Here is a 25,448-nt window from a genome sequence, read left to right on the forward strand (position 1 = left end):
GATACCGGCGCGCAGGCCGGGCAGGGCGGCAAAAATGTAAAACGTCGGATCTAAAGCCGATCAAGCTTGGGCGGGGGCCAGCAATTGGGTGGTCACCAGGGCCGCCAGGGCGTTTTCCTGAGTGCCAAAGCGCTTGAGCAGTGCCGCTTGCTTGTCGGCACTGAGGCGGTTCCAGACCTCGACCATCTGCAAGGCAGCGTCGAGTACAGCGGCGTCCGGCGTGTCGGGAAGGGAAGTGGTCATAGGGAAGGTCTCGATGATTCAGGCAGTGTGGAAAGCGCTCAAAGGCGCGCTTTCCACACGGTCTGGTACGGCGTCAGTCCCGGCTTTCGCGCTCGACTGGTTTTGCTTCTTTGGCCTCAGGCTGCTTGTCGCTGGCCTGCTGCGGTGTTGGCTGCTCAGTTGGGTGCAGGCTTGGGAAGGGGAGATTAGGTATCTCGTGCATCGTGGTCGCTCCTCGCAAGGTCTGTTTTTTCAATCGCAGGTGATTCCGCGCTCTCAAAAAGCCTTGGCAGGATACAGCACCGTAAATGACAAAAAGACTTTTATCTCGACTGTCTCGTCCATTTTTCTCCTAAAAGACTGTAGGAGCGAGCTTGCTCGCGAAAAGCGTCAACGATAACGCAGTGCGTCAGGTAGCCAGCGGTGTCTGTGGGTGCTTCGCGAGCGAGCTCGCTCCTACAAGGGGCAAGTCTTAGAACGGCACCTTGCCCAGGATCATGTCGCGGTACATCACAAAATCCCCCAGCAAGCTGTAGAACGGGTGTTGAAAGGTGGCGGGGCGGTTCTTTTCGAAGAAGAAGTGGCCAATCCAGGCAAAGCTGTAGCCCGCGAGTGGCAAGGCCAGCAGCAGGACCAATGAGCCTCTGCCGATGGCATAGGCGAGAATGCCGATCACCAGGGTGGTGCCGATAAAGTGCAGGCGCCGACAGGTGCTGTTGCCATGCTCGGCCAGGTAGTACGGGTAGAACTCGGCAAAACTGTTGAATTTCTTGATGTTTTCCACGGTCACCGGCCCTCTGGTTGTTGTGCCGCCAACGGGTGCGCGGCGGGGAGCTTATTTGAGTCTAGAGTGAACAGTGCTAACAGCCAGTGACAATAGATGCCACTTTAGTATCCTTGGCTTCCTGGCTGCCGTTTGAGCCTGCTTTCAATAAGAAGACGCCATGAGCGAACGAACAACTTCTGCAAGCTGGGCGATGGGCATCGTCAAGGCGCTGGAAATGGATGGCCTGGATTGCAGGGCCTTGTTCAAGCAGTTGGGCCTGGATTATGCGTCCCTCACTGACCCCGATGCGCGCTTCCCGCAAGACGCCATGACCCGCCTGTGGCAGCGTGCGGTCGAGGTGTCGGGCAACCCGGCGATTGGCCTGAACATGGGCAAAGTGGTACGCCCTGCCTCGTTTCATGTTGCCGGTTATGCGTTGATGTCCAGCAACACCCTGGCCGAAGGTTTTATGCGCTTGGTGCGCTACCAGCGCATCATCGCCGAAAGCGCTGACTTGAGTTTCCGACTTTTACCCGAAGGCTATGCGTTGATTCTGACAGTGCATGGCGATCACCTGCCGCCCACCCGTCAAAGCGCCGAAGCCTCGCTGGCCAGCGCTTTGGCCCTGTGCGGCTGGCTTACCGGGCGCACCCTGCAACCGCGCAAAGTGCTGCTGCAAGGCGATCAGCCGGCGGACCTGGCGCCCTACCAGCACGCCTTCCACGCGCCTTTGCAATTCAATGCACCCTATGACGCGTTGATTTTCGAGCAGGCCGACATGGAGGCGCCGCTGCCCACGGCCAATGAAGCCATGGCGCTGCTGCATGATCGCTTTGCCGGAGAATACCTGGCGCGTTTTTCCGAAAGCCGCGTGACCCACAAGGCGCGTCAGGTGCTGTGCCGCCTGCTGCCCCAGGGCGAACCCAAGCGCGAAGCGGTGGCCCAGACGTTGCACCTGTCCCAGCGCACCTTGCAGCGGCGGCTGCAGGAGGAGGGCACCAGCTTCCAGGCCTTGCTCGATGACACCCGGCGCGAACTGGCCGAGCAGTACCTGGCACAACCCAACATGACCTTGCTGGAAATCGCCTACCTGCTGGGGTTTGCCGACCCGAGTAACTTTTTCCGCGCCTTTCGCCGCTGGTTCGATGCCACGCCCGGCGAATACCGGGCGCGGTTGCAGCAAATGTCGAGCGTCAGTGACGCCAGAACGCCGGAATGCACAACACAAACACGGTGATGATCTCCAGGCGTCCCAGCAACATGCCCAGGGACAGGATCCACTTGGCGGCATCCGGCAGGGTGGCGAAATTGCCGGCCGGGCCGATGGTTTCGCCCAGGCCTGGGCCCACGCCGGATACGGTACTGGCGGCGCCGGTCAACGCGGTCATCCAGTCCACGCCCAGCAGTGACAGGGCCAGGGCGATCATGCAGATGGTGATGGCGAAGAAAAACGAAAACGTCAGAATCGACCGCACGATTTCTTCATCGAGGCGATGGCCGTTGTACTTCTGCTTGATCACCGCGCGCGGATGAATCAACTGATTCAAGTTAGCCTTGAGCAGGATATAGGCCACCTGGAAACGGAAGATCTTGATACCGCCCGCGGTGGAGCCCGAGCAGCCGCCGATAAAGCCCAGGTAGAAGAACAGCATCAGTGAGAAGTTGCCCCACAGGCTGTAATCCCCCAGTGCAAAGCCGGTGGTGGTCACCACCGACGTCACGTTCAGCGCCACGTGGCGCAAGGCATCGAGCCAATGCAGGTTGGTGGTCCACCAGTACCAGGTGCCGAGTACCAGCCAGGTCACCAGCAACAGGCCGAGCAGGCCTTGCACTTGCTGGTCCTTGATCAGCGCCCGACGGTTGCCGCGCAAGGTGGCCACGTACAGGGCGAACGGCAAGCTGCCGAGGATCATCACCACCACCGCGACCCAGTGCACCGCCGGTTGTTTCCAATGGGCCAGGGACTCGTCCGAAGTGGAAAACCCACCGGTGGAGATCGCCGACATGGCATGGTTGATCGCATCGAACACGCCCATTCCGGCCCACCAGAAGGCCAGGCTGCCGAAGATGGTGATGCCCACATACGCCGCCACGATCAAGCGCGCCACCATATGCGAGCGAGGCATGACCTTTTCCGAGCGGTCCGAAGATTCGGTCTGGAACAGGCGCATGCCACCAATGCGCAGCAGCGGCAGGATCGCCACCGCCATGCCGATAAAGCCGATACCGCCGAGCCAGTGCAGCAGCGAACGCCACATCAAAATGCCTGGCGACATGCTGTCCAGGCCGCTCAACACGGTGGAGCCGGTGGCGGTGATGCCGGACATGCTTTCAAAGAACGAGTCGGTGTAGCTGATGTGCTGGGTCAGCAAAAAGGGCAGGGCGGCGAAGATGCACACCACTACCCAACTGCTGACCGTGAGCAGGTACATGTCCCTGGGGCGCAGGTGCACGTGCTCGGGGCGGCCAGGGATGACCAGCGCCAACCCGGCGATAAAGGTAATCAGGCTGGCCCACAGGAACGAGGGCAGGTCGCTGGTGCGTTCGAAGATCACCAGGGTCGCCATCGGGATCACCATGGCGACCGCAAGGGTGATCAGGAAGATGCCGATGATGAAACCGATGATACGCAGGGTCGGCAACGCCATGAAGTTCGCTCGGGTGATTGGGCAGAGGCGCCATTCTACCTGCGGTGCAGGTCTTGTAAACCAAGGGCTGCGGTGGCTTGGTGTCTACACAGCTTCGCAGCGACGCTGAAGTTGTGGCGAGGGAGCTTGCTCCCGTGACGACCTACCCACTGGCGCCTATCTACCTGACACATCACGATCCAAATGTGGGAGCTGGCTTGCCTGCGATGACGGCCAGCCAGCCGATGTTTATCTACCTGACACCCCCATGATCCAACTGTGGGAGCTGGCTTGCCTGCGATGGCGGCCTGCCAGCCGACACTTATCTACCTGACACCCCACGATCAAAACTGTGGGAGCGGGCTTGCTCGCGAAGGCGGCCTAGCAGTCAGCACAGTTGGATTGTGTACATATCCATTGCTGCGGTAACGGCCACTTAGGGTTCCGCTCTGACAGCGGGTCACTTTTGGAAAAGAGCCCCAAAAGTAACCAAAAGGGCTCTTGCCCCACCACTCGGCACCTCGCTTAGGCTCGGTGTGCCCGTAATCCGCCAGTGATTTAGGGGGCCGCCGCCACGCGCCATCCATGGCGCGGGGCGGCTAAACCGGCATCCCTGCCGGTTTACCCCCCAAATCCCTGTCGAATTCCGGCCAGCGTGGTTTGACGGGGCGCCTGAGATCAAAAGCAGATCAAGATCAAGAGCGGCTCGCTTCGCATCGTGGAGTGTGGGGCCGGGCGCGGTCAACTGTGGGAGCTGGCTTGCCTGCGAAGGTATCGACTCGGTGTGCCTGAATCACCGAGTTGTCCGGATCGCAGGCAAGCCAGCTCCCACAGAGATAGGTGCAGCAGTTATTGCGCGCATAAACAAGGCGACCCGCAGGTCGCCTCTTTCAACTGCGCTTGATCAGAACTCGTGATCAGCGCTGTCCGGGTTCAGGTCGCTGATGCCCAGCTTGCCGGCAGCGGCTTCGATCGAGCCGGTCTGCTTGACCAGGGCGGCGATCGAGTCACGCACGATCTGGTTGCCCTTTTCGTTGTCGGCGGCGATCAATTGGTCGTAGTGCTCGCCGTTGTTGGCGTGGTCAACCATTACCTGGATCTTCGCTTCGGTGGCCGCCAGGTCAGCCTTGAGGGCCGCGTCGGCTGCCGGGTCGGCCTTGGCCACCAGGGACGACAGGCTGGCGCCGGTCAGCTTGGTGCCGTCAACACGGGTGTATTCGCCCAGGTAGACGTTACGGATGCCCTTGGCGTCGTAGAAGTGCGAGTAATGGGTGTTGTCGCTGAAGCAGTCTTGCTCGTCTTCCGGCGAGTTGGCTTCCAGGGACACTTTCATGCGCTCCCCGGCGAGCTCGCCCAAGGACAGGCTGCCCATGCCGAACAGCATTTTACGCAGGCCGTCGGTGCCCGGTTCCGACTCCAGGGTGGCGCGGTAGTTGTCTTCGACGTTGGGCTTCCAGTTGTCGACCATTTCCTGCAGGTCGCTGACCAGCAGTTGGGTGACCGCACGCAGGTAAGTGCGGCGACGCTCGTTGTGGCCGCCGGTTGCACCGTCACCGGTCATGTAGTCCGACGCCGGACGGTTGCCCGCGCCTGGGCCGGTGCCGTTGAGGTCCTGGCCCCACAGCAGGAATTCGATGGCGTGGTAGCCGGTGGCGACGTTCGCTTCGGAACCGCCCAGCTCATTGAGGCTGGCGAGTTTTTCCGGGGTGATGTCCTTGACGTCAACCTTGTCTTCGCCCACCTGGATTTCGTTATTGGCGATGATGTTGGCGTTGGCGCCTGGGTTACCCAGTGCGTGCTCGTAAGACTTGTCGACGTAGTCGATCAGGCCTTCGTCCAGGGGCCAGGCGTTAACTTGGCCTTCCCAGTCGTCGATGATGGTGTTGCCGAAGCGGAATACTTCGCTCTGCAGGTAGGGTACGCGCGCGGCGATCCAGGCGGTACGGGCCGCTTTCAGGGTTTCGTCGTTCGGGTTGGCGAGGAAGGTGTCGATTGCGGTCTGCAGGGTTTTTGCGGTGGATTCGGCATCGCTGTACACCGCAAACACCATGTCTGCGTAGTGCGCGACCACGGCCTTGGCGGCCGCTTCGTCGACCTGGCCAGCCGGGGCAGCCGCCGGTGCGGTAGTGCTGGCGGCAGTGGGTGCCTGGGGCGCGGCGGCCTTGTCTTTACCTTCGCCGCAACCGGCGAGAGAAATGGCAATGGCCAGCAGACTGGCGGTGGCCAGGGGCATACGAATCATGGCGAACATCCTGCTTCGGTTGTTGAAAGGGCGCGCGGGGAGCGCAAACGCTGCGACATAATGCGAAAGATTTGCATTTTGTGTAAAGGCTTATACGCGGGAAATATTGAGTATCGAAGTGTAAATTCAAAGGCTCACGGCGTTATTGCGCTCGGCCTGCTTCAAATAAGCCGTCAACTCCCGGGCCTGCAGCGGTTTGCTGTAGTGATAACCCTGCCCCTCATGGCACCCCTCGGAGATGACGTAGGCCTCCTGTTCGGCAGTCTCCACCCCTTCGGCAATCACCTGCATGCCCAGGCTTTTGCCCAGTTGGATAATGGCGCGCACGATGGTTGCGTCATCGTCGTCGTCCTGCAGGTCCTGGACGAAGCTCTTGTCGATCTTGATCTTGTCCAGGGGCAGGCTCTTGAGGTAACTCAGGGATGAGTAGCCAGTGCCGAAGTCATCAATGGCGATCAGCGCCCCGGAGCGGCGCAGGCTCAACAGGTGCTGGGCGGCGGTGCTGATGTCTTCCATCAGGCCGGTCTCGGTCACTTCCAGCTCCAGGCTGCGCGGCGGCAGGCGATAGATCTGCATCAGGTTGTTGACCACCCGCGGCAACTCGGTGTGGTGCAGTTGCACGGTGGACAGGTTGACGGCCATGCGCAGCGCCGTGAAGCCCTGGTCATGCCATTCGCGCAATTGCCGGCACGCCTGGTCCAACACCCATTCGCCAATGGGAATGATGGTGCCGTTCTGTTCCGCCAGCGGGATAAACAAGTCCGGCGGTACCAGCCCGTGCTCAGGGTGCTGCCAGCGCAGCAGGGCTTCCACGCCCACCACCTGATGGTCGCGGTAGCTGATTTGCGGTTGGTACACCAGGTGCAACTGCTCACGGCTCAGGGCATCGCGCAGGTCTTTCTCCAGTTCACGGCGCCGGCGCATTTCGCTGTCGACGCTGGCGATATAAAACTGGTAGCGGTTGCGCGAGCGGCTCTTGGCCAGGGTCATGGTCTGCTCGGCTTTTTGCAGCAACTTCTCGGTGCTGTCGCCATCCTCCGGAAACAGCGTGATGCCGATGGTGGCGCGCAGGCGGATCAGGTCATGATCGAGCGCAAATTCAGCCTCCAGGTCATCGAGAATACTTTGCGCCAGTTCGGCAGCTTCGTAGGGCTGGTCGATATCGGCTTGCACCAGGGCGAACTGGTCGCCGCCCAAGCGCGCGAGCGTACCCAGGCGGCCGCTGTGGGCGCGCAGGCGGTCGGCCAGGGCCAGCAGCAGTTTGTCGCCGGCCTGGTAGGTGAACTGCTCGTTGACGCTCTTGAAGTCATCCAGGCCCACGCACAACACCGCGACACGGCGCTGCCGGCGGCCAGCGTCCGTGAGGATCTTGTCCAGTTGCGCCTGCAACTTCTGGCGGTTCGGCAGGCCGGTCAGGAAGTCGTATTGGGCCATGCGCAACAGGCTCGATTCGGCCTCGTGGCGCAGGTGGGTATTGCGCTCGATGGATTCGAGCAATTGGTTGGCGGTGTTTATCCACTGCCCCAGTTCGTTGCGTTCGTGGCCCTTGAGCTGAGGGATCTTGTGCTCGCTGGGGCGGTCCGGGTTGATCGAGGTCAGGTGCTCGATCATCCGCGACAGCGGCTTGGTCAGCATCCAGTGATACACCAGGTACAGCACCAGCCCCATGGCCAAGGCGCGCAATACGCCCGAGATAAAGATGATGACCGAGCTGACCAGGAAACTTCGGCCGTAGGTGGCGGTGTCGAGGGTGATACTCAGGTCGCCGTAATATTCGCTGTAGGGGCCCTTGCCCACCAACGCAGTGGTAAAGGAGCGTTCCTGGCCAAGAATCAGGTCGGTCAACCAGCGGCTGGGGGACTGCTGTAAAGGGCGGCTTTTTTCCGCCAGCATGGTCTCGTTGGGGTGGCCGATAGAGGCCATGCGCACAGCGTCGTCCTGGAACAGGCCTTCGATCACCTGCATGCCCATCTCGCGATCCAGGCTGTACACGGCCTGGGTCGAGGGGTCGCGAAACATGTCGAGGATGCGCTGGGCATCGCCCGCCACGGCCTGGCGCGTCTTGTAGGCATCAAAAACGATCTGCGCCACGCTCAGCGCCACACCCACGATCAAGGCCGACAGCAGCACAACCCGTAGCAACTTCACCGACAAGCTGTTCTTGAGTTCCAGCTTCAAAGGGGCATTCCTTGTCTCATGCGGGTGGCCGTCAATATGCCATGAGTATTGGCAATCTGGTGATGGCAGTCAAAGGGACATTGGGGCTTGGGATAAATTGAGGGTGTTGCTGATTAAAGGTGCCGCGGCGACAACTTATGGTGGGGCTTTCACAGGCGGGCAAAAGGGCACGACGTGCGCAGCAGGCTTGGCAGGGGAGAAGGCGGAGCAGATCCGCCTTCCGGTTCTACGACTCTCTTAATAATTGCACTTACCCTCTGACTGGTGTGCGTCCCCGGCGACCTTTGCGTCCTTGCCGACCGTGTCTACGAGCTTGTTCGCCAAGTCCAGAGCGCCTTTTGCCACATCCAGGCCCTTGTCGAGAAGGCCCGATACCATCGGGATTGCGCCTGCTGCCATCGAAATAGGATCCATCGTCATTCTCCACATTCATTCAGGAGGGTTATTCCTCCTGACGGTTGTGTGGTCAATTGTTACGGTTGAGTTCCGGTATCTCTGGGCTGTCTGCCTGGCGCGCATAAAAAAGCCCGGCGATTGCCGGGCTCTTTCTACTGCAAGCGTTACTTAGGCAGTGAAGGCCTTACCTTCGAACTGCTCAGCCACGAACTTCCAGTTGACCAGGTTCCAGAACGCTTCCACATACTTTGGACGCACGTTGCGGTAGTCGATGTAGTAGGCGTGTTCCCAGACGTCGCAGGTCAGCAGCGGGGTGTCGCCGTTGGTCAGCGGGTTGCCGGCGCCGATGGTGCTGGCCAGGGCCAGGGAACCGTCAGCCTTTTTCACCAACCAGCCCCAACCGGAACCGAAGGTGCCGACCGAAGTCTTGGTGAACTCTTCCTTGAACTTGTCGAACGAACCGAACGCAGCGTTGATGGCATCGCCAAGCGCGCCGGTGGGTTGGCCGCCGGCGTTTGGCGCCAGGCAGTTCCAGTAGAAGGTGTGGTTCCAGACTTGAGCGGCGTTGTTGAAGATGCCGCCCGAGGAAGACTTGACGATCTCTTCCAGGGTCTTGCCTTCGAACTCGGTGCCAGGCACCAGGTTGTTCAGGTTCACGACATAGGTGTTGTGGTGCTTGTCGTGGTGGTATTCCAAGGTTTCCTTGGAGATGTGCGGCTGCAGGGCATCGTGTGCGTAGGGCAGCGGCGGCAATTCGAAAGCCATGATGATTCTCCTAATCAGGTCAGTTGCGGTGAGCGCAAGGCCGATCACGGGCGGCCAAACATGCGCCGGGGAGTTTGTACTCTTTGCGGCGCAGGGGTCCGATCATAGCACCGGGGGTGCGGCATAACCACGCAACAACTGTGTGGGATAGAGGTTCCAGCGCGTTTTGGAATATTGCTCAGGCGCTGATCAGTTGATAGGCCACCGAGAACATCATCGCGGCCACCAGCAGGTCCAGCAGGCGCCAGGTGGCCGGGCGTGCCAGCCAGGGCGCCAGCCATGCCGCGCCCAGCGCCAGGGTGGCGAACCACAGAAACGAAGCACTGGCCGCACCGGCTACGTAGGCACCCGGTTCGGTTTGTTGCGCGCCCAGGGAGCCGATCAGCAGGACGGTGTCCAGGTAGACGTGGGGGTTGAGCAAGGTCACCGCCAGGGCGCTCAGCAATACGGCGCGCAATGAGCGCGTCTTGAGGCTGTCGCTTTGGTCCAGGCTCTGTTTCGAGCAGGCCCTGCGCAACGCGCATGCGCCGTACCACAGCAGGAACGCAGCGCCGCCCCAGCGTGCCACCGCCAGCAGTATCGGGCTTTGCGCCAGCACGGTGGCCAACCCGAATACCCCGGCGGCCACAAGCAGTGCGTCGCAGATCACACACAGCGCCGCCACGGGTAAGTGATGTTCGCGGCGCAGGCTTTGCGCGAGTACGAATGCATTTTGGCTGCCGATTGCCATGATCAACCCGAGGGCCACCAGCAAACCGTTCATATAGCTTTGCCACATAGAAGGAGATCCTTGTTGATGCTCAAACGATGCTGGCTATGGTGCGGGTCGGGGCTGTATAAGAAAAACCAATATTGCTGATCGCTCATTAGAGAAACTGATGTTCGACTATAAATTGCTTTCCGCCCTGGCGGCGGTGGTGGAACAAGCCGGCTTTGAGCGCGGTGCCCAGGTGTTGGGGCTGTCGCAGTCCGCCATCTCCCAACGCATCAAGCTATTGGAGGCGCGCATCGGCCAGCCGGTGTTGATACGCGCCTCGCCGCCAACGCCCACCGATATCGGCCGGCGCCTGCTCAACCATGTGCAGCAGGTGCGTTTGCTGGAGCGTGACCTGCAAAGCCAGGTGCCGGCCCTGGACGAGGAGGGCATGCCCGAGCGCCTGCGCATTGCCCTGAATGCCGACAGCCTCGCCACCTGGTGGGCCGAGGCGGTCAGCGACTTCTGCGCCGAACAGCATTTGCTGCTGGACCTGGTGGTCGAAGACCAGACCGTGGGCCTCAAACGCATGCGCGCTGGTGAAGTGGCGGCCTGCATTTGCGCCAGCGAGCGCCCCGTGGCCGGTGCCCGCAGCCTGTTGCTGGGCGCCATGCGTTATCGGGCGCTGGCCAGCCCGGCCTTTCTGGCGCGGCATTTTCCTGGGGGCGTGCGGGCCGACCAATTGGCGCGCACGCCTGCGCTGGTGTTCGGCCCGGATGATTTCCTGCAGCACCGCTACCTGGCATCCCTGGGAGTGGACGGTGGTTTCGAACATCATCTATGCCCGTCATCCGAAGGCTTTATCCGCCTGACGGAAGCCGGCCTGGGCTGGGGGCTGGTGCCTGAATTGCAGGTGCGCGACCAGTTGGAAACCGGCGTATTGGTCGAGTTATTGCCAGATAAGCCCATCGATGTGCCGCTGTACTGGCATCATTGGCGCAGTGGCGGACAACTGTTGGGCTTGTTGACCGACCATCTGGCCGATGTGTGTGGCCATTGGTTGGTGCCGTTGGAGTGATGGCGCGCGTCAAGGCAACAGCGATGAAAAACGAAAGAACACGGAGTACTACATGAAAATTCTGGTCACCGGCGCAAGCGGCTTCATCGGCGGGCGCTTTGCGCGCTTCGCCCTTGAACAGGGCCTGGACGTGCGGGTCAACGGGCGGCGCGCCGAGGGTGTGGAACACCTGGTACGGCGTGGTGCCGAGTTTATCCAGGGTGACTTGAATGACGCCGACCTGGTGCGTGACCTGTGCCGCGATGTCGAAGCCGTGGTGCATTGCGCCGGCGCCGTCGGGCTGTGGGGCAAGTATCAGGACTTCCACCAGAACAACGTGCTGGTCACCGAAAACGTCGTCGAAGCCTGCCTGAAACAGCGCGTCGGGCGCCTGGTGCACCTGTCGTCGCCGTCGATCTACTTTGACGGCAGGGACCACCTGGGGCTCACCGAAGAACAAGTGCCCAAGCGTTTCAAGCATCCCTATGCCGCCACCAAGTACCTGGCCGAGCAGAAGGTGTTCGGCGCCCAGGAATTCGGCCTGCAAGTGATAGCCCTGCGCCCGCGCTTCGTCACCGGGGCCGGCGATATGAGCATCTTCCCGCGCCTGCTGAAAATGCAGCGCAAGAACCGCCTGGCGATCGTCGGCGACGGCTTGAACAAAGTCGACTTCACCAGCGTGCATAACCTTAACGAGGCGTTGCTCAGCAGTTTACTCGCCACCGGCTCGGCCCTGGGCAAAGCCTACAACATCAGCAACGGCGCACCGGTGCCGATCTGGGATGTGGTGAACTACGTGATGCGGCAAATGGAATTGCCCCAGGTGACCCGTTACCGCTCCTACGGTGTGGCCTACAGCGTGGCAGCCTTGAATGAAGCCTTCTGCGCGATGTGGCCGGGGCGGCCTGAGCCGGCATTGTCGCGCCTGGGCATGCAGGTGATGAACAAAGATTTCACCCTCGACATCAGCCGCGCCAGGCATTATCTCGACTACGAGCCCAAGGTCAGCCTGTGGGCCGCGCTCGACGAGTTCTGCAGCTGGTGGAAAGCCCAGGACCCGGGCCGCCAATAAGCTCATAAGCAGCAACACTTCGGGAACCCAATTCCAGGTTCCGAGTCGATCCATGCGCCGGGAGTGCGGTTTATACTCCTGCCGCTCGGCTTTGCAGCCAGCCATCTCATTGATTCAGGGTAGATTCATGCGTAACGATGCTAAAGACGACTTCGACAACGTTCCCAGCCTGCGGGCCGATAGTGGGGATGACGATGATTTCGTGCCGACCGCCGCGACGTCGGTGCGTTCGCGAACGACGCCCGTAGTCAAGGTCAAGAGCGCCAGCACCGGCCCGTTGTGGGCACTGGTCGGCGCGCTGTTGATCGCCTTCGCGGGCCTGGCCTGGTGGAGCTTCCAGCAGATCTCCCTGATGGGCCAGCAGTTGGTCGCCACCCAGGAGAGTTTTGCCCGCATCAGCGAGGAAGCGGCGGGGCGCCTGCAGGCGATTTCCGGCAAGGTCGTGGCCAGCGAAGCCAATGTGAACAACGGCAGCGAAGCCTTGAAACTGCAGATCAAGCAGCTGGAAGCCCAGTTGCAGGAGCAGGGCAAACAACAGTTGGGCGTCGCGGGTCAAGCCACCGAACTGGACAGCCGCCTGGCGCAGATGAGTGCCAGCACCACCGAACTGACAGCGGCCAACACCAAGCTGCAAGGCCAGGTGCAGGCCCTCACTGACGCGGTCGCCACCCTTACGGCAGCGCAGGCCGAGGTCAAGGGCCTGGCCACCGATGTGGCGGCCTTGAAGAAGCAAGGCAACCCAAGCGCGGCCATCGCCCGTCTCGAGCAGGACCTGCTGGTGCTCAAGAGCGCCCAGGAAAACCAGCCGGCCAACGTCGACGCACCGACCAACAAGGAATTCGACGTGTTCCGCATCCAGACCACGCGCAATATCACCACCTTGCAGAGCCAGGTGCAGAACTTGAATCAGCGCCTCAATGCGCCAGCTACGGCCACCCCACTGGGCCAATGACCGCAAATCGCCTTGTGTAGGAGCGAGCTTGCTCGCGAAAAACGTTAACGATCACGCGGGTTTCCTGGATAAGCGCGGCGCTTGTTGGCTTTTCGCGAGCAAGCTCGCTCCTACATTAGGATTAGGGTGTTGATTGTCACCATTTGGTGACATTTGCCATCCCTTTCGTTACTTGCCCATCCCACGCCCTTGTTTAGACTCCGGTCATCCCAAAAAAACAATAAGGGCCACCCATGACCACCCATCCACTGCCTGCCAGCAGTTGGCTGAATGCACCTGCCCATCACGCCTGGCTCGCCGCCGAAGGCCAGCGCCTGCTGGCGTTCGCCAAGGCATCGCGCCTGCCGGACGGTTTCGGCAACCTTGACGATAAAGGCCAATTGCCGGCCAACGCCCGCTCTGAAACCATGAACACTGCGCGCATGACCCACAGCTTTGCCATGGCCCATGCCATGGGGTTGCCGGGTTATGCCGAGTTGGTGGCGCACGGTGTGGCGGCGCTCAGCGGCCCGCTGCGCGACAGCGAGCACGGTGGCTGGTTCGCGGCGCCCCACGCGGCTGATGGCAACACCGGCAAGGCCGCCTACCTGCACGCCTTCGTAGCCCTCGCGGCCAGCTCTGCCGTGGTGGCCGGCGCGCCGGATGCGCGCACATTAATGAACGACGCTATCCAAATCATCGACCAGTTCTTCTGGAGCGAAGAGGAGGGCGTCATGCTCGAATCTTTTGCCCAGGACTGGAGCGGCGTCGAAGCCTATCGTGGCGCCAACAGCAACATGCACGCCACCGAAGCCTTCCTGGCGCTGGCCGATGTCAGCGGTGATACACGCTGGCTGGACCGCGCGCTGCGCATTGTCGAGCGAGTGATCCACACCCATGCCGCCGGCAACCAGTTCATGGTCATCGAGCATTTCGACGCGCAGTGGAAGCCCTTGCTCGGTTACAACCAAGACAACCCCGCCGATGGCTTTCGCCCTTACGGCATTACACCCGGCCATGGTTTTGAATGGGCGCGGTTGCTGCTGCACCTGGAAGCTGCGCGCCTCAAGGCTAAGCTGGCCACGCCAGACTGGCTGGTGAGCGACGCCAAAGACCTGTTCGCCAGTGCCTGCGAGTACGCCTGGGCGGTGGATGGTGCGCCGGGCCTTGTCTACACTTTGGATTGGAACCAGCGCCCGGTGGTACGCGAGCGCCTGCACTGGACCCATGCTGAAGCCAGCGCCGCCGCTCAGGCGCTGCTCAAACGTACCGGCGAGTTGCATTACGAAACCTGGTACCGACGCTTCTGGGAATTTTGCGAAACCCACTTCATCGACCGGCTCCAGGGCAGTTGGCACCACGAGCTCAGCCCGCACAACCAACCCAGCAGTAAAATCTGGGGCGGCAAACCTGACCTGTACCATGCCTGGCAAGCGGTAGTGCTGCCTGCACTGCCCTTGGCACCCAGTTTGGCCAGCGCATTGGGCAGCGGATGCTATGTCACCAAGTGGTGACATTTGTGCGTCCCTTTGTTACCTGCGCCCTGAAAATCCATGTTTAAACTCCGTGCAGCGCAAGCTCTAGACTTGCATGCATAACAACAAGAAAAGGTACTCAGATGAACGCGATTAATCGCCTCGCCGTCGCTATTTCCATTGCCTCGTTGTTCCCCCTCAGTGCATTTGCCGCCGACTCCAAAGGTACGGTGGAAGTGGTGCATTGGTGGACCTCCGGCGGTGAAAAAGCGGCTGTGGATGTCCTGAAGGCCCAAGTTGAGAAAGACGGCTTCACCTGGAAAGACGGTGCTGTAGCAGGCGGCGGTGGCGCCACTGCCATGACCGTGCTCAAAAGCCGCGCGGTCGCTGGTAACCCGCCAGGCGTTGCCCAGATCAAAGGCCCTGACATCCAGGAATGGGCGTCTACTGGCCTGCTCGACACCGACGTGCTCAAAGACGTCGCCAAAGAAGAAAAGTGGGATTCGCTGCTCGACAAGAAAGTCTCCGACACCGTGAAATACGACGGTGACTACGTCGCCGTGCCGGTGAACATCCACCGCGTGAACTGGCTGTGGATCAACCCGGAAGTCTTCAAGAAAGCCGGCATCACCAAGAACCCAACCACCCTCGAAGAATTCTACGCAGCCGGCGACAAGCTCAAGGCCGCAGGCTTCATTGCGCTCGCCCACGGCGGCCAGCCTTGGCAGGACAGCACCGTGTTCGAAGCAGTGGTGCTCTCGGTCATGGGCGCTGATGGTTACAAGAAAGCCCTGGTCGACCTGGATAACGGCGCATTGACCGGCCCGGAAATGGTCAAGGCCCTCACCGAGCTGAAGAAAGTCGCGACCTACATGGACGTCGACGGCAAGGGCCAGGACTGGAACCTGGAAGCTGGCAAGGTCATCAACGGCAAGGCCGGCATGCAGATCATGGGTGACTGGGCCAAGTCCGAATGGACCGCCGCCAAGAAAGTCGCCGGCAAGGATTATGAGTGCGTAGCGTTCCCGGGCACCGACAAAGCCTTCACCTACAACATCGACTCCCTGGCGGTGTTCAAGCAGAAAGACAAAGGCACTGCTGCGGGCCAGCAGGACATCGCCAAAGTCGTGCTGGGTGAAAACTTCCAGAAGGTGTTCAGCATCAACAAGGGTTCTATCCCTGTGCGTAACGACATGCTGACCAAGATGGAATCCTACGGTTTTGACTCCTGCGCCCAGACCGCCGCCAAGGACTTTTTGGCCGACGCCAAGACCGGTGGCCTGCAGCCAAGCATGGCCCACAACATGGCCACGACCCTGGCAGTGCAGGGTGCGTTCTTTGATGTCGTGACCAACTTCATCAACGACCCGAAAGCCGACCCGGCCGACACCGCCAAGAAGCTTGGCGCGGCGATCAAGTCGGCCAAGTAACACAGCCACTGTAGGAGCGAGCTTGCTCGCGAAAAACTCAAGGTCACCGCGTTCATCCTGTATGCACGCGTTATCGTTGAAGTCCTTCGCGAGCAAGCTCGCTCCTACAGGGTTCGGTTCTGCTGCTAGTCCTTTTTCCCTGTACTGGATTTTCCCATGAGTTCTGTTGCTGTGTTCAGCAAGGCCTCGCCATTCGATGTGCTGCAGCGCTGGCTCCCTAAACTGGTGCTGGCGCCGAGCATGTTCATCGTGCTGGTGGGCTTTTATGGCTACATCCTGTGGACGTTCGTGCTGTCGTTCACCACCTCGACCTTCTTGCCCAGCTACAAATGGGCGGGCCTGGCGCAGTATCAGCGGCTGTTCGATAACGACCGCTGGTGGGTGGCGAGCAAGAACCTGGCCGTGTTCGGCGGCATGTTCATCGGCATCACCCTGGTGATCGGTGTGCTGCTGGCGATTTTCCTCGACCAGAAAATCCGCCGCGAAGGCTTTATCCGCACCATTTACCTGTACCCGATGGCGCTCTCCATGATCGTCACCGGTACCGCCTGGAAATGGCTGCTCAACCCGGGCATGGGCCTGGACAAACTCCTGCGGGACTGGGGCTGGGAAGGCTTCCGTCTCGACTGGCTGATCGACCCGGACCGTGTGGTCTACTGCCTGGTGATCGCTGCTGTGTGGCAAGCCTCGGGCTTTATCATGGCGATGTTCCTCGCTGGCCTGCGCGGCGTTGATCAGTCGATCATTCGTGCTGCGCAGATCGACGGCGCGAGCTTGCCGCGCATCTACTGGAGCGTGGTGCTGCCCAGCCTGCGTCCGGTGTTCTTCAGTGCGGTGATGATCCTGGCGCACATTGCGATCAAGAGCTTCGACCTGGTGGCGGCAATGACCGCAGGCGGCCCGGGCTACTCCTCCGACCTGCCGGCGATGTTCATGTACTCGTTCACCTTCAGTCGCGGCCAGATGGGCATGGGCTCGGCCAGTGCAATCCTGATGCTCGGTGCGATCCTCGCGATCATCGTGCCGTACCTGTATTCCGAGCTGAGGACCAAGCGCAATGACTAGTCTCGCCGCCAAACCTGCCATCAGCCTGAGCCGCATCGCGATCTACGCGGTGCTGGTCCTGGCGGTGCTGCTGTACCTGGTGCCGCTGGTGGTGATGTTGCTCACCAGCTTCAAGACCCCGGAAGACATCAGCACCGGTAACCTGCTGAGCTGGCCCACCGTGGTCAGCGGCATCGGCTGGGTCAAGGCCTGGGCCACTGTGGATGGCTACTTCTGGAACTCGATCAAGATCACCGTTCCCGCTGTGCTGATCTCTACCGCCATCGGCGCCTTGAACGGCTACGTGCTGTCGTTCTGGCGCTTTCGCGGTTCGCAGTTGTTCTTCGGCCTGCTGCTGTTCGGCTGCTTCCTGCCGTTCCAGACCGTGCTGCTGCCCGCGTCGTTCACCCTCGGCAAGATGGGCCTGGCCAGCACCACCACCGGCCTGGTGTTTATCCACGTGGTCTACGGCCTGGCGTTCACCACGCTGTTCTTCCGTAACTACTACGTGAGCATCCCGGATGCGCTGATCAAGGCCGCACGCCTGGACGGAGCGGGGTTCTTCACCATCTTCCGCCGGATCATCCTGCCGATGTCGACGCCGATCATCATGGTCTGCCTGATCTGGCAGTTCACCCAGATCTGGAACGACTTCCTGTTCGGTGTGGTGTTCTCCAGCGGCGACTCCCAGCCCATCACGGTGGCGCTGAACAACCTGGTCAACACCAGCACCGGGGCCAAGGAATATAACGTGGATATGGCGGCGGCGATGATCGCCGGGCTGCCGACCCTGCTGGTCTATGTGATCGCAGGCAAGTATTTCGTGCGCGGCCTCACGGCCGGCGCGGTCAAGGGGTAATCATGGCTACGCTTGAACTTCGCAATGTAAACAAGACCTATGGCGCCGGCCTGCCCGACACCTTGAAGAACATCGAACTGTCGATCAAGGAAGGCGAGTTCCTCATCCTGGTCGGCCCGTCGGGTTGTGGTAAATCCACGCTGATGAACTGCATCGCCGGCCTTGAGACCATCACTGGCGGCGCGATCATGATCGGTGATCAAGACGTGAGCGGCATGAGCCCCAAGGACCGTGACATCGCCATGGTGTTCCAGTCCTACGCGTTGTACCCAACCATGAGCGTGCGCGAGAACATCGAGTTCGGCCTCAAGATCCGCAAGATGCCCCAAGCCGACATCGACGCTGAAGTGGCGCGCGTGGCCAAGTTGCTGCAGATCGAACACCTGCTCAACCGCAAGCCGGGCCAGTTGTCCGGTGGCCAGCAACAGCGCGTGGCCATGGGCCGTGCCTTGGCGCGCCGGCCGAAGATCTACCTGTTCGACGAACCACTGTCCAACCTTGACGCCAAGCTGCGCGTCGAGATGCGTACCGAAATGAAGCTGATGCACCAGCGTCTTAAAACCACCACCGTCTACGTGACCCACGACCAGATCGAAGCGATGACCCTGGGCGACAAAGTGGCGGTGATGAAGGACGGAATCATCCAGCAATTCGGCACGCCGAAGGAAATTTACAACGACCCTGCCAACCTGTTTGTGGCAAGCTTTATCGGTTCACCACCGATGAACTTCGTTCCCATGCGCCTAAAACGCCAGAACGGTGATCTGGTGGCGGTGCTCGACAGCGGTCAAGCCCGTTGCGAGTTGGCGCTGGGCATGAATGACGCCGGGCTGGAAGACCGCGATGTGATCCTGGGCCTGCGCCCGGAGCAGATCGTACTGGCAGCGGGCGAGGGTAATGGCTCGTCGAGCATTCGTGCCGAAGTGCAGGTAACCGAGCCGACCGGCCCGGACACCTTGGTGTTTGTGCAGCTCAACGACACCAAGGTCTGCTGCCGTTTGGCGCCGGACGTGGCACCGCAAGTGGGTGAGACCCTGACCTTGCAGTTCGACCCGGCCAAGGTATTGCTGTTTGACGCCAAGACCGGTGAGCGATTGGGCACAGCGGCTTCATTGCCGGCACAGGGGCATGCCGACAATGTGACCCAGTTCAAGGGCCGTTAAGCAAGATAAGTGATTGTTTTAGTTAAAAAATGTAACCCGCGTTAGATAAAAACAGTTTAATAACAATAAAGACGAGGATGTAGGGATGAAAAAGCAACACAACAACACCCGGCTGATCTGCCAACTGTCAGCGGCAGCAGCCCTTGTATTGTCCGCCAATGCGATGGCGGCCGATGCATTCAGCGCCGATTCCAAGTGGATGACCGGCGATTGGGGCGGCGAGCGTACCAAGCTGATCGAGCAAGGTATCGACATCAAGGCCGACTACGTGGGCGAGATGGGCTACAACGCCCACGGCGGCTACAACGACGACAAGACCGGTCGTTACTCCGACCAGTTCGGTCTGGGCGTGGCACTGGACCTGCAAAAACTGTGGGGCTGGGATAACACCCAGGCCAAGATCCAGTTGACCAACCGGAATGGCCAGAACATCTCCAATGACCGCATTGGCGACCCGCGTGCCGGCACCTTGAGCTCCTCGCAAGAAGTGTATGGCCGTGGCCACATGGTGCGTCTGACCCAGTTCTGGATTCAGCACCAGATGTTCGACAACAAGTTGGACGTGAAGCTCGGTTACTTCGGTGAGGGCGAAGACTTCAACACCTTCCCTTGCGACTTCCAGAACCTGTCGTTCTGCGGCTCCCAGGTCGGTAACTACGTCAATACCTGGTACAACTGGCCGGTCGCCCAGGCCGCTATCCGCGTGAAGTACAACATCACGCCTGAGCTGTATGCGCAAATCGGTGCCTACAACCAGAACCCGTCGCAATTGGAGCATGGCAACGGCTTCAAACTCAGCGGCAGCGGTACCAAGGGCACCGTGATCCCGGTGGAATTGGTCTGGTCGCCGAAGGTTAATAACCTGCCGGGCGAATACCGTGTGGGCTTCTATAAAAGTGCGGCCGATGCTCCGGATGTACGTGAAGACGTCAACGGTAACGATGCGGTCCTCAGCGGCGCCGACTTCCGTACCCGCAGCAGCAAGAAAGGCTACTGGTTCGTTGCGCAACAGCAACTCACCACCCATAACGGCGACGCTTCCCGTGGCCTGAACATCGCAGCCAACGCGACCTTCCATGACAAGGAAACCAACCTGGTCGACAACTACCAGTCGTTGATGCTGGTGTACAAAGGCCCATTCGACGCGCGTCCAAAAGATGACGTCGGCATTGGCGTCGCTCGCCTGCATGTCAACAATGATGTGAAGAAGAACTCTGAGCTGCTCAACGACGCCAGGGGCGTGAGCGACTACGACAATCCGCTGTACACGCCGATTCGTGAGACTGAATACAACGTCGAACTCAACTACGGTTTCCACGTCACCAACTGGCTGACTGTGCGTCCGAACCTGCAGTACGTTGTTCAGCCTGGCGGCGTGGATAAAGTCGACAACGCGCTGGTAGCGGGCCTGAAAATTCAGTCTACGTTCTAACGCTGTTGCGATAAGCTCCTCTCTCTGTGCGCATTTGCGGGTAGCCATGGCTATCCGCTTTTTTTTGCGTGGCACTGTGATATTCGGGACCTGGGCACATGCACGAGCAACCGCTGCAACGCTTTTTCAAATCCCTGCGCGAGCGTCCGGTGTTCGCTTGGGAGCGCTTTCAGACGCGTGATGTGTTGGTAATCGACCATCCGCTGTGCCAGGCGGTGTTCAGTCGCCAGGGTGCGCAACTGTTGCATTTTCAGCCCACCGGCCAGAAGCCCTGGCTGTGGTGCGCAGCCAAGTGGCCGCAGGTCGGCGCCATTCGTGGCGGCGTGCCGGTGTGCTGGCCGTGGTATGGCCGCCACCCCAGCGAAAACGCCTGGCCTTCCCACGGTTGGGCCCGCTTGATCGACTGGAAACTGCTCGACAGCAGCACCGATGACGACGGCGTGCGCCTGCACTGGCAATTGCAACTGTGCGACTGGCAGGTGGACTTGCACGCGCACCTGGGCGACACCTTGGAGCTGCGCCTGAGCACCGAGCATCACGACGAGCTGCCGTGCCAGTTGAGCCATGCATTGCACGCTTACTGGCGTATTGGTCACGTTGATGAGGTAGCGCTGTCTGGACTCGAAGGAGCGCAAGGTTATGACCAGCTCAATCGCCAGGTTTGCCAGCAGGAAGGTGAACTGCGGGTCGATGGTGGATGCCAGCGGGTGTTCCAGCATGAGGGCGAATTACAGCTCAAGGACCACGCCTGGCAGCGTGAACTGTGCATCGACACGGGCGACACTGCCGACACCGTGGTGTGGCACCCGGGGAGCCGGCCGCTGTTGGGCGTGAGCTTTAACGAAGCGTCGGGGTTTGTGTGCGTGGAGGCGGCGATGGCGGCGGCGAGCCTGGCGCCGGGGGAGAGGGCGCATTTGAGTTTGCAGGCGCGGGCTGGAGCTTAGCCGTGTGGCTGATGGCGCTATCGCAGGCAAGCCAGCTCCCACAGGGGAATGCATTCCAAATGTGGGAGCTGGCTTGCCTGCGATAAGGCCGGTACTGCTGGCAGGGCTGCTTGCTAGTTGAACTCATCCCCCACCGGATACCGGCTGTCATTCAAGCTCTCTTTGATCTTGCGCAAATGCGGCTGGAAATCCACCCCGCGGCGCAAGGTCATGCCGGTTGCCAGCACGTCCAGCACCGTCAATTGGATAATCCGAGAAGTCATCGGCATGTAGATATCGGTGTCTTCCGGCAACGGGATGTTCAGGCTCACCGTACTGGCCTTGGCCAGCGGCGAGTTCTCGGCGGTCACGCCCAACACTGATGCACCGTTTTCCCGAGCGATACGCGCCACTTCCACCAGCTCGCGGGTACGGCCAGTGTAGGAAATGATCACGAACAACTCACCGGTGTGCGCCACCGAGGCGATCATGCGTTGCATCAGCACGTCGGCGTGGGCGGTCACTGCCAGGTTGAAGCGGAAGAACTTGTGCAGCGCATCCATGGCCACCGGGGCTGAAGCGCCCAGGCCAAAGAAGTGGATCTGCCGTGCCTGGATCAACAAGTCCACGGCCTTGCTGATCAGCGCCGGGTCCAGGGCCTGGCAGGCACTGTCCAGGGAGGCAATGGCGCTGCCAAAGATCTTCTGGGTGTAGGCCTCGGGGTTATCATCGGCTTCCACGGCGCGGCTGACATACGCGGCGCCACTGGCCAGGCTTTGCGCCAACTGCAATTTAAGTTCAGGGTAACCGCTGACACCGAACGAACGGCAGAAACGGTTGACCGTCGGTTCACTGACCGAGGCGGCCTGGGCGAGTGCGGCGATCGAGAAGCGTGTGGCCTGCTGCGGGTTGAGCAGGATCACTTCAGCGACTTTGCGCTCGGCCTTGTTCAATTCTTCGAGGCGGTTCCGGATCTGTTCCAGAAGATTTCGCACGCGGTCCATTCAGTCTTTCCTTCGGGCGACGATGCAAATAAAAAGGCGGTAACCAATCGATGAGTGGCTTTTCGCGGTGGCCTATCCTACTGAGGGTAGCCGAACACCACCACTCGCAATGCGTATTTGCGGAAAATGTTGTGGTTATTACTACATTTTTCCTTGAGTGATGCCTTGAAAAAAGGTATTTGTAGCTTAACTTGATAAAAGAACAAACATCATGCCTTCGATAACCGTGGAACCCTGCACCTTTGCCCTGTTTGGCGCCTTGGGTGATCTGGCGCTGCGCAAGTTATTTCCTGCCCTTTACCAACTCGATGGCGCCGGGTTGCTGCACGACGACACACGTATCCTGGCCCTGGCCCGTGAAGCCGGCTCCGAGCAGCAACACCTGGCCCATATCGAAAAAGAATTGCGTAAGTACGTCGGCAAGGAACTCGACGAAGCCGTGGCCCAGCGTTTCCTCGCGCGCCTGGCTTATGTGCATGTCGACTTCATGAAGGCCGACGACTACGTTGCCCTCGCCGAAAAGGTCGGCAGCGAGCAACGCCTGATTGCCTACTTCGCCACCCCCGCGGCGGTGTACGGCGCGATCTGCGAAAACCTGTCCAAGGTCGGCCTGGCGGAAAATACCCGCGTGGTGCTGGAAAAACCCATCGGTTCGGACTTGGAGTCGTCGCGCAAGGTCAACGACGCCGTGGCGCAGTTTTTCCCGGAAAACCGCACCTACCGCATCGACCACTACCTGGGCAAAGAGACGGTGCAGAACCTGATCGCCCTGCGTTTCGCCAACAGCCTGTTCGAAACCCAGTGGAACCAGAACTACATTTCCCACGTGGAAATCACCGTGGCCGAGCAGGTTGGCATCGAAGGCCGTTGGGGCTATTTCGACAAGGCCGGCCAGCTGCGCGACATGATCCAGAACCACCTGTTGCAACTGCTTTGCCTGATTGCCATGGACCCGCCGGCCGACCTGTCCGCCGACAGCATCCGCGACGAGAAGGTCAAGGTGCTCAAGGCCCTGGCGCCGATCAGCCCCGAGGGCCTCACCACTCAAGTAGTCCGTGGCCAGTACATCGCCGGCTACAGCGCCGGTAAAGCCGTGCCGGGTTACCTGGAAGAAGACAACTCCAACACCCAGAGCGACACCGAGACGTTCGTTGCCCTGCGTGCCGATATCCGTAACTGGCGCTGGGCCGGCGTGCCGTTCTACCTGCGTACTGGCAAGCGCATGCCGCAAAAGCTGTCGCAGATTGTCATCCACTTCAAGGAACCGTCCCACTACATCTTCGCCCCCGAGCAGCGCCTGCAAATCAGCAACAAGCTGATCATCCGCCTGCAGCCGGACGAAGGTATTTCCTTGCGCGTGATGACCAAGGAGCAGGGCCTGGACAAAGGCATGCAACTGCGCAGCGGGCCACTGCAACTGAATTTTTCCGATACCTATCGCAGCGCACGCATCCCCGATGCCTACGAGCGATTGTTGCTGGAAGTGATGCGCGGCAATCAGAACCTGTTTGTTCGCAAAGATGAAATCGAAGCCGCGTGGAAGTGGTGTGACCAGTTGATCGCCGGGTGGAAAAAATCCGGTGATGCGCCCAAGCCGTATGCGGCGGGGTCCTGGGGGCCGATGAGCTCCATTGCACTGATCACGCGGGATGGGAGGTCGTGGTATGGCGATATCTGAATTGAAACTGCCTCAGGGTGTCACTGCCCATGAGTACCGTACGCCTGCGCTGCTGGCCGATGGTCTGGCCAATGACGTGGCCGAGCAACTGCGCGGGGCCATCAGTGCCCGTGGCGAGGCGACGTTGGTGGTATCCGGTGGCCGCAGCCCCGTGGCGTTTTTCCAGAACCTGGCCAAGCAGGGCCTGGACTGGTCCAAGGTCACCATCACCCTGGCCGATGAACGCTGGGTGCCGGTCGAACACGCCGACAGCAATGCTGGCCTGTTGAAGCAACACTTGCTGCAAGGTCCGGCGGCCAAGGCGAAGTTCTTGAGCCTGTATAGCCCTGCCGCCAACCTAGAAGACGCTGCCGAGCAGGCCGATCGCCTGCTGGGCGAGTTGCCAGCCATTGATGTGCTGGTGCTGGGCATGGGCGATGACGGCCACACCGCATCGCTGTTCCCCAACAGCCCCAACCTGAGTGAAGCGCTGAAGGCCGACGGTACCCGCCGTTGCTGGCCGATGCTGGCGCCCACTGTGCCGCACCAGCGCCTGACCATGAGTCGTGCGTTGCTGGCCACGGCCGACTACACCGTGCTGTCGATTTTCGGCAGTTCGAAATTGACGACCTTGAGCGCCGCCTTGGCCAGCGACGATGTTGCTGCCATGCCGATTCGCGCGTTTTTGCAACCTACTCTAGAGATTTACTGGTGCCCATGAGCCAAGGATCAGCCGCTATGAAAAGCCCTCAACCGACCGTGTCCATGGCGGATAAAGTTGCCTTGATCGACAGCCTCTGCGCCAAGGCGCGGATCCTGCCGGTGATCACCATCGCCCGCGAGCAGGACATCCTGCCGTTGGCCGACGCCCTGGCCGCTGGCGGTTTGACCGCGCTGGAAGTGACCCTGCGTTCCGAGTTCGGCCTTAAAGCCATTCAGGTCTTGCGCGAACAACGTCCTGAGTTGTGCACCGGTGCCGGTACCGTGCTTGATCGTCACATGCTCGAAGCGGCAGAAGTGGCAGGCTCGCAATTTATCGTCACCCCCGGCATCACCCGTGACTTGCTGGAAGCCTCGGTGCACAGCCCGATCCCGCTGCTGCCGGGCATCAGCAACGCCTCCGGCATCATGGAAGGCTACGGCCTGGGTTATCGCCGCTTCAAGCTGTTCCCGGCTGAAGTCAGCGGTGGTGTTGCTGCCATCAAGGCTCTCGGCGGCCCGTTCGGCGAAGTCAAATTCTGCCCGACTGGCGGTGTTGGCCCGGCCAACATCAAGAGCTACATGGCGTTGAAAAACGTGATGTGCGTGGGCGGCAGCTGGATGCTGGATCCGGAGTGGGTCAAGAACGGCGACTGGGCGCGTATCCAGGAAGTCACTGCCCAGGCGCTGGCGCTGCTTGACTGATTTATCGAATCGTTGTTGCTGTGCTTAACGGCATTTTTGCGGCGCACTTGGTCGGTGTGCCGCTTTTTTTTGCCTGTAAAAACCTCAAACACATCGCCGTTCTGAAG

General features: G+C 60.5%; 23 protein-coding genes. 14 read left to right on the forward strand and 9 right to left on the reverse strand.

The genetic code is table 11. The features are described from left to right. Positions 1-60 precede the first annotated feature (60 nt). Together PSH76_RS04785 and PSH76_RS04790 are read right to left on the reverse strand one after the other, a co-directional pair. Positions 61-243, reverse strand: coding sequence for a hypothetical protein (locus PSH76_RS04785; RefSeq protein WP_305493658.1), 183 nt, complete (start codon positions 241-243; stop codon positions 61-63). Between the two features lie 451 nt (positions 244-694). Beyond that, entirely contained in the window at positions 695-1,006 is a 312-nt protein-coding gene (locus PSH76_RS04790; protein ID WP_003193783.1) for a DUF962 domain-containing protein, read from the reverse strand. 160 nt (positions 1,007-1,166) lie between these two features. On the opposite strand from PSH76_RS04790, the gene PSH76_RS04795 reads away from it, so the two are divergent. Further along, positions 1,167-2,225, forward strand: a complete 1,059-nt coding sequence (locus tag PSH76_RS04795) for an AraC family transcriptional regulator (protein WP_138762304.1) — start codon at positions 1,167-1,169, stop codon at positions 2,223-2,225. Here PSH76_RS04795 and PSH76_RS04800 read toward each other — a convergent pair. The 6 genes from PSH76_RS04800 to PSH76_RS04825 all read right to left on the reverse strand — a co-directional run bounded on the left by PSH76_RS04800 (position 2,182) and on the right by PSH76_RS04825 (position 9,974). Then, positions 2,182-3,636 (reverse strand): TrkH family potassium uptake protein, encoded by a 1,455-nt coding sequence (locus PSH76_RS04800; RefSeq protein ID WP_003193780.1) that lies wholly within the window; start codon positions 3,634-3,636, stop codon positions 2,182-2,184. The two genes, PSH76_RS04795 and PSH76_RS04800, sit on opposite strands and share 44 nt — an antisense overlap. 883 nt (positions 3,637-4,519) lie before the next feature. After that, positions 4,520-5,857, reverse strand: coding sequence for an imelysin family protein (locus tag PSH76_RS04805; RefSeq protein WP_305493659.1), 1,338 nt, complete (start codon positions 5,855-5,857; stop codon positions 4,520-4,522). Between the two features lie 126 nt (positions 5,858-5,983). After that, positions 5,984-8,035 carry a bifunctional diguanylate cyclase/phosphodiesterase gene (locus PSH76_RS04810; protein WP_098950525.1) on the reverse strand — a complete coding sequence of 684 codons (2,052 nt, stop codon included), beginning with the start codon at positions 8,033-8,035 and terminating at the stop codon, positions 5,984-5,986. A gap of 237 nt (positions 8,036-8,272) precedes the next feature. Continuing rightward, entirely contained in the window at positions 8,273-8,449 is a 177-nt protein-coding gene (locus tag PSH76_RS04815; RefSeq protein ID WP_156995569.1) for a hypothetical protein, read from the reverse strand. Positions 8,450-8,599: 150 nt separating this feature from the next. Beyond that, positions 8,600-9,196: a superoxide dismutase gene (locus tag PSH76_RS04820; RefSeq protein WP_032895567.1), complete on the reverse strand. Its 597-nt coding sequence runs from the start codon at positions 9,194-9,196 to the stop codon at positions 8,600-8,602. A 178-nt stretch (positions 9,197-9,374) separates the two neighbouring features. Further along, positions 9,375-9,974: a LysE/ArgO family amino acid transporter gene (locus PSH76_RS04825; RefSeq protein WP_032895568.1), complete on the reverse strand. Its 600-nt coding sequence runs from the start codon at positions 9,972-9,974 to the stop codon at positions 9,375-9,377. 100 nt (positions 9,975-10,074) lie between these two features. Here PSH76_RS04825 and PSH76_RS04830 point away from each other — a divergent pair, with 100 nt between their 5' ends. From PSH76_RS04830 to PSH76_RS04875, 10 genes are all read left to right on the forward strand, one after another. Further along, positions 10,075-10,968 (forward strand): LysR family transcriptional regulator ArgP, encoded by an 894-nt coding sequence (locus PSH76_RS04830; RefSeq protein ID WP_003193773.1) that lies wholly within the window; start codon positions 10,075-10,077, stop codon positions 10,966-10,968. Between the two features lie 52 nt (positions 10,969-11,020). Then, positions 11,021-12,019, forward strand: coding sequence for an NAD(P)-dependent oxidoreductase (locus PSH76_RS04835; RefSeq protein WP_069557660.1), 999 nt, complete (start codon positions 11,021-11,023; stop codon positions 12,017-12,019). A 127-nt stretch (positions 12,020-12,146) separates the two neighbouring features. After that, a complete protein-coding gene (locus tag PSH76_RS04840; protein WP_305493660.1) occupies positions 12,147-12,971 on the forward strand; it encodes an ATPase in 825 nt (274 codons plus the stop codon). A gap of 233 nt (positions 12,972-13,204) precedes the next feature. Then, positions 13,205-14,464, forward strand: a complete 1,260-nt coding sequence (locus PSH76_RS04845) for an AGE family epimerase/isomerase (RefSeq protein ID WP_305493661.1) — start codon at positions 13,205-13,207, stop codon at positions 14,462-14,464. Positions 14,465-14,568: 104 nt separating this feature from the next. Beyond that, on the forward strand, positions 14,569-15,855 hold the full coding sequence (locus tag PSH76_RS04850) for an ABC transporter substrate-binding protein (RefSeq protein ID WP_003193767.1): 1,287 nt from the start codon (positions 14,569-14,571) through the stop codon (positions 15,853-15,855). 156 nt (positions 15,856-16,011) lie between these two features. Continuing rightward, entirely contained in the window at positions 16,012-16,920 is a 909-nt protein-coding gene (locus tag PSH76_RS04855) for a carbohydrate ABC transporter permease (protein WP_003193765.1), read from the forward strand. Beyond that, complete coding sequence (locus PSH76_RS04860) at positions 16,913-17,758, forward strand: carbohydrate ABC transporter permease (RefSeq protein WP_305493662.1); 846 nt, start codon at positions 16,913-16,915, stop codon at positions 17,756-17,758. The genes PSH76_RS04855 and PSH76_RS04860 overlap by 8 nt, the downstream gene beginning before the upstream one ends. Before the next feature lie 2 nt (positions 17,759-17,760). Continuing rightward, entirely contained in the window at positions 17,761-18,921 is a 1,161-nt protein-coding gene (locus PSH76_RS04865) for an ABC transporter ATP-binding protein (RefSeq protein WP_044267736.1), read from the forward strand. An 85-nt stretch (positions 18,922-19,006) separates the two neighbouring features. Further along, positions 19,007-20,353, forward strand: a complete 1,347-nt coding sequence (locus PSH76_RS04870) for a carbohydrate porin (protein ID WP_003193760.1) — start codon at positions 19,007-19,009, stop codon at positions 20,351-20,353. Between the two features lie 98 nt (positions 20,354-20,451). Next, the gene (locus PSH76_RS04875; RefSeq protein ID WP_305493663.1) at positions 20,452-21,297 is read left to right on the forward strand and encodes a D-hexose-6-phosphate mutarotase; all 846 of its coding nucleotides are present in this window, start codon (positions 20,452-20,454) and stop codon (positions 21,295-21,297) included. Positions 21,298-21,410: 113 nt separating this feature from the next. Here PSH76_RS04875 and PSH76_RS04880 read toward each other — a convergent pair whose 3' ends face one another. Further along, the gene (locus PSH76_RS04880) at positions 21,411-22,271 is read right to left on the reverse strand and encodes a MurR/RpiR family transcriptional regulator (protein WP_169856377.1); all 861 of its coding nucleotides are present in this window, start codon (positions 22,269-22,271) and stop codon (positions 21,411-21,413) included. A 220-nt stretch (positions 22,272-22,491) separates the two neighbouring features. Here PSH76_RS04880 and zwf point away from each other — a divergent pair, with 220 nt between their 5' ends. Genes zwf through PSH76_RS04895 form a run of 3 tightly spaced genes read left to right on the forward strand, consistent with a single transcriptional unit; the run spans position 22,492 to position 25,341 of the window. Continuing rightward, positions 22,492-23,958, forward strand: a complete 1,467-nt coding sequence (gene zwf, locus PSH76_RS04885) for a glucose-6-phosphate dehydrogenase (protein ID WP_305493664.1) — start codon at positions 22,492-22,494, stop codon at positions 23,956-23,958. Next, positions 23,945-24,658 carry a 6-phosphogluconolactonase gene (gene pgl / locus PSH76_RS04890; protein ID WP_305493665.1) on the forward strand — a complete coding sequence of 238 codons (714 nt, stop codon included), beginning with the start codon at positions 23,945-23,947 and terminating at the stop codon, positions 24,656-24,658. Before zwf ends, pgl begins: the two co-directional genes overlap by 14 nt. 17 nt (positions 24,659-24,675) lie before the next feature. Then, a complete protein-coding gene (locus PSH76_RS04895; protein WP_026067364.1) occupies positions 24,676-25,341 on the forward strand; it encodes a bifunctional 4-hydroxy-2-oxoglutarate aldolase/2-dehydro-3-deoxy-phosphogluconate aldolase in 666 nt (221 codons plus the stop codon). Positions 25,342-25,448 lie beyond the last annotated feature (107 nt).

The sequence above is a fragment of the Pseudomonas sp. FP215 genome (assembly GCF_030687795.1).
Taxonomy (GTDB): Bacteria; Pseudomonadota; Gammaproteobacteria; order Pseudomonadales; family Pseudomonadaceae; genus Aquipseudomonas; species Aquipseudomonas salmasensis.

Bases quoted from the DNA above. Each gene is read 5' to 3' on its own strand.
- PSH76_RS04845 (WP_305493661.1), top strand. From the start codon at position 13,205: ATGACCACCCATCCACTGCCTGCCAGCAGTTGGCTGAATGCACCTGCC.
- PSH76_RS04785 (WP_305493658.1), bottom strand. From the start codon at position 243: ATGACCACTTCCCTTCCCGACACGCCGGACGCCGCTGTACTCGACGCT.
- PSH76_RS04895 (WP_026067364.1), top strand. From the start codon at position 24,676: ATGAAAAGCCCTCAACCGACCGTGTCCATGGCGGATAAAGTTGCCTTG.
- PSH76_RS04825 (WP_032895568.1), bottom strand. From the start codon at position 9,974: ATGTGGCAAAGCTATATGAACGGTTTGCTGGTGGCCCTCGGGTTGATC.
- PSH76_RS04815 (WP_156995569.1), bottom strand. From the start codon at position 8,449: ATGGATCCTATTTCGATGGCAGCAGGCGCAATCCCGATGGTATCGGGC.
- PSH76_RS04820 (WP_032895567.1), bottom strand. From the start codon at position 9,196: ATGGCTTTCGAATTGCCGCCGCTGCCCTACGCACACGATGCCCTGCAG.
- PSH76_RS04805 (WP_305493659.1), bottom strand. From the start codon at position 5,857: ATGATTCGTATGCCCCTGGCCACCGCCAGTCTGCTGGCCATTGCCATT.
- PSH76_RS04800 (WP_003193780.1), bottom strand. From the start codon at position 3,636: ATGGCGTTGCCGACCCTGCGTATCATCGGTTTCATCATCGGCATCTTC.
- zwf (WP_305493664.1), top strand. From the start codon at position 22,492: ATGCCTTCGATAACCGTGGAACCCTGCACCTTTGCCCTGTTTGGCGCC.
- PSH76_RS04865 (WP_044267736.1), top strand. From the start codon at position 17,761: ATGGCTACGCTTGAACTTCGCAATGTAAACAAGACCTATGGCGCCGGC.
- PSH76_RS04850 (WP_003193767.1), top strand. From the start codon at position 14,569: ATGAACGCGATTAATCGCCTCGCCGTCGCTATTTCCATTGCCTCGTTG.
- PSH76_RS04855 (WP_003193765.1), top strand. From the start codon at position 16,012: ATGAGTTCTGTTGCTGTGTTCAGCAAGGCCTCGCCATTCGATGTGCTG.
- PSH76_RS04860 (WP_305493662.1), top strand. From the start codon at position 16,913: ATGACTAGTCTCGCCGCCAAACCTGCCATCAGCCTGAGCCGCATCGCG.
- PSH76_RS04840 (WP_305493660.1), top strand. From the start codon at position 12,147: ATGCGTAACGATGCTAAAGACGACTTCGACAACGTTCCCAGCCTGCGG.
- PSH76_RS04875 (WP_305493663.1), top strand. From the start codon at position 20,452: ATGCACGAGCAACCGCTGCAACGCTTTTTCAAATCCCTGCGCGAGCGT.
- PSH76_RS04835 (WP_069557660.1), top strand. From the start codon at position 11,021: ATGAAAATTCTGGTCACCGGCGCAAGCGGCTTCATCGGCGGGCGCTTT.
- PSH76_RS04870 (WP_003193760.1), top strand. From the start codon at position 19,007: ATGAAAAAGCAACACAACAACACCCGGCTGATCTGCCAACTGTCAGCG.
- pgl (WP_305493665.1), top strand. From the start codon at position 23,945: ATGGCGATATCTGAATTGAAACTGCCTCAGGGTGTCACTGCCCATGAG.
- PSH76_RS04795 (WP_138762304.1), top strand. From the start codon at position 1,167: ATGAGCGAACGAACAACTTCTGCAAGCTGGGCGATGGGCATCGTCAAG.
- PSH76_RS04830 (WP_003193773.1), top strand. From the start codon at position 10,075: ATGTTCGACTATAAATTGCTTTCCGCCCTGGCGGCGGTGGTGGAACAA.